Origin of the sequence: Siminovitchia jepli, assembly GCF_047228825.1 — a bacterium.
In the GTDB taxonomy this organism is placed as follows: domain Bacteria; phylum Bacillota; class Bacilli; order Bacillales; family Bacillaceae_C; genus Siminovitchia.
In genome coordinates, this window is record NZ_JBFEGN010000175.1 from 1 (window position 1) to 2,496 (window position 2,496).

At 39.8% G+C, this 2,496-nt stretch carries 3 protein-coding genes and 8 tRNA genes; all 11 read left to right on the forward strand.

The genetic code is table 11. The features are described from left to right. The first annotated feature begins 2 nt into the window (after nucleotides 1-2). The 11 genes from AB1L08_RS22095 to AB1L08_RS22145 all read left to right on the forward strand — a co-directional run bounded on the left by AB1L08_RS22095 (nucleotide 3) and on the right by AB1L08_RS22145 (nucleotide 2,402). A tRNA-Phe gene (locus tag AB1L08_RS22095) sits at nucleotides 3-75 on the forward strand. 20 nt (nucleotides 76-95) lie between these two features. Continuing rightward, nucleotides 96-180 (forward strand) — tRNA-Tyr (locus AB1L08_RS22100). Between the two features lie 2 nt (nucleotides 181-182). Next, nucleotides 183-256 (forward strand) — tRNA-Trp (locus AB1L08_RS22105). Between the two features lie 5 nt (nucleotides 257-261). Further along, nucleotides 262-337: transfer RNA gene (locus tag AB1L08_RS22110), tRNA-His, on the forward strand. 29 nt (nucleotides 338-366) lie between these two features. Then, nucleotides 367-438: transfer RNA gene (locus AB1L08_RS22115), tRNA-Gln, on the forward strand. A 4-nt stretch (nucleotides 439-442) separates the two neighbouring features. After that, a tRNA-Gly gene (locus AB1L08_RS22120) sits at nucleotides 443-517 on the forward strand. A 7-nt stretch (nucleotides 518-524) separates the two neighbouring features. Continuing rightward, nucleotides 525-598, forward strand: a tRNA-Cys gene (locus AB1L08_RS22125). Between the two features lie 10 nt (nucleotides 599-608). Continuing rightward, a tRNA-Leu gene (locus AB1L08_RS22130) sits at nucleotides 609-692 on the forward strand. Between the two features lie 216 nt (nucleotides 693-908). Further along, nucleotides 909-1,037 carry a hypothetical protein gene (locus AB1L08_RS22135; protein ID WP_413066736.1) on the forward strand — a complete coding sequence of 43 codons (129 nt, stop codon included), beginning with the start codon at nucleotides 909-911 and terminating at the stop codon, nucleotides 1,035-1,037. 153 nt (nucleotides 1,038-1,190) lie between these two features. Next, the gene (locus AB1L08_RS22140; RefSeq protein WP_413066737.1) at nucleotides 1,191-1,847 is read left to right on the forward strand and encodes a DUF6241 domain-containing protein; all 657 of its coding nucleotides are present in this window, start codon (nucleotides 1,191-1,193) and stop codon (nucleotides 1,845-1,847) included. Between the two features lie 45 nt (nucleotides 1,848-1,892). Then, on the forward strand, nucleotides 1,893-2,402 hold the full coding sequence (locus tag AB1L08_RS22145; RefSeq protein ID WP_413066738.1) for a hypothetical protein: 510 nt from the start codon (nucleotides 1,893-1,895) through the stop codon (nucleotides 2,400-2,402). Nucleotides 2,403-2,496 lie beyond the last annotated feature (94 nt).

The following is a 2,496-nucleotide window of genomic DNA, read 5'->3' on the forward strand; positions in this document are numbered from 1 at the left end:
AGGGCTCAGTAGCTCAGTCGGTAGAGCAAAGGACTGAAAATCCTTGTGTCGGCGGTTCGATTCCGTCCTGAGCCACCTTCCAAAACCAAATATTTGGTGGGGTAGCGAAGTGGCTAAACGCGGCGGACTGTAAATCCGCTCCCTCAGGGTTCGGCGGTTCGAATCCGTCCCCCACCACCATTAGGGGTATAGTTTAACGGTAGAACAGAGGTCTCCAAAACCTCCAGTGTGGGTTCGATTCCTACTACCCCTGCCAAAGTGGCGGCTATGGCGAAGTGGTTAACGCATCGGATTGTGGCTCCGACACTCGTGGGTTCGATTCCCACTAGTCGCCCCATCATGTTTATAGTATAATATGACTAACGATGGGCTATAGCCAAGCGGTAAGGCAACGGACTTTGACTCCGTGATTCGTTGGTTCGAATCCAGCTAGCCCAGTAATGCGGAAGTAGTTCAGTGGTAGAACACCACCTTGCCAAGGTGGGGGTCGCGGGTTCGAACCCCGTCTTCCGCTCCAAAACCATGGCGGCATAGCCAAGTGGTAAGGCACGGGTCTGCAACACCCTTACCACCGGTTCGAATCCGGTTGCCGCCTCCAATTTAATCATGCCTGAGTGGTGGAACTGGCATACACGTTGGACTCAAAATCCAATGCCCTCACGGGCTTGTGGGTTCGAATCCCACCTCAGGTATCAAAAAGGGCGAGAAGCCTTGAAACGACTGACTTTCAACATTAACGTTGGAAGTCTTTTTTATTGTTTTTACTCGAGACTGATTTGAGCCAAAATCCAATGCGTCGAATCTCATTCATAGGAGAAAGAAAATGGCTAGAAGAAAAAATCAGTTATCAGTAGAAGAATTGAACTTACTTAAATCAAAAATTACGGATGAAGGAGCTCGGAAGAAATTTGATTAAAAAGTATAATTTTATTTTCAAAGGAAAGCTTATGGACATTTCTGCTTCATCTTTTAAAGAAGCAGAAATATTGGCTGAACAATTATTCAAAGAGCTTGAAAATCTAGAAATGAAAGCATAAGCACTGATCATTCATTATTGGATGATTGGTGCTACTTATTTTTTTGCCTTTCAATTGGAATCATTTTCCTAAATTCACTATCTGAAAATGTTTTGATTTGTTATAATACTAATTTGGATGAATAATCATTATTTTTAATCGGAGTGACATTTCATGAATAAAAAAAGTTTTCTAGCAGGTCTTAGCTTAGCATTAGTAATTGGAGGCATAGCTGCATGTTCACCTTCTGATAATAAGATAGACGAAAGTGAAAAGGACAAAAGTCATGATGAAGTGGGTTCGGAAGTAATAACTAAAGCGGAGACTGAGCCGAAGCCTGTTCCCTCTCCCGCCGTTGAAGAATATTCTCTATCAGAAGAAGAAAGAAATCAGGCTTCTCAAGATATGGGGGAGGAAGAATTTAAAGAGGAAATCGCTAAAGAGGAAATTGACGAGGAATATTGGATTGCTAGCAGTATAATGTCTATGTCTTTTCAAAAAGTAGAGCTAGATGAAAATGAAAACTTTGAAATATTAGGGGCGAAACCTCGGTATCGGCCTCAGATCACTAAGCAAAATATTGCTTTTCTTAAAGAAAAAGTTGAATCAATAGAATCCGATCCTGTCCTAGAAGAGATTCTAAATAAATGGAGCCAAGGAAATTTTGATAGCATCGATAAAGATTTTATAGAAGCAAGGAATATTGTAAATGGCCAGGATAAACATGATGGATATAAAATCAAAAAGAGATCTGAGGAAGAGGAAGAAAGGTACATTAAATATTTCTACGGTGAAGAAGGACTGAGAATACACGAAGAACAATGGGGATAGATCTTTAAGGAAATTTGATTCCATGGGAGGATGGAGGAATATGGCATGAAAAAGTTTATAATTACAGCGGTATCTTCTATTGCTTTTGTTGCCATTGTTATTACATTTGCTGAATGGGCTGGCTCAGTTGAACTTCCATTATCTGAAAGAGAAATAGCTTATATACAAGCTGAAACTGAAGACATTATTTATGATGCTGATGATGAAGATTTAGGCGCTAATGGAACCCTTTCTGATGGAATTCATAATACTTCATCGTTTCTTAATCATACATTAAAAGACGCTTCTGATCTTTCTGATGTTCTGAGGGGGATAGATGTTATCAAAAAATACTCTGCAGGGGCTCTTCAATTAGCTGAAGAAAAAAATGCTGCTCAATTTATTGTTGAAAAACTAAAGAAAGCTAATCAACTAATTCAAGAAGCTTCATCAGAAAAGGATCTTGCTAAGTTTGAAAAAGCAAATGAAATTTTACTAAAACTTGACCTGAATTATAATGGTTACGGAATCCTTGATGATTCCCAAATTGAAGAAATAAAGAAAAATAACGGATAAGCCTTTTTAGGCTTATTTTTTTAGTGCGCCCGGCATGGGCTATAACTTGGTGGTGAAAGTCCACTACAGGCTTGGCAGTAGGAACTGTTAGCCA

What these genes read in the sequence shown, in the direction of transcription:
- AB1L08_RS22140 (WP_413066737.1), top strand. Translation starts at nt 1,191, where the DNA reads ATGAATAAAAAAAGTTTTCTAGCAGGTCTTAGCTTAGCATTAGTAATT.
- AB1L08_RS22145 (WP_413066738.1), top strand. Translation starts at nt 1,893, where the DNA reads ATGAAAAAGTTTATAATTACAGCGGTATCTTCTATTGCTTTTGTTGCC.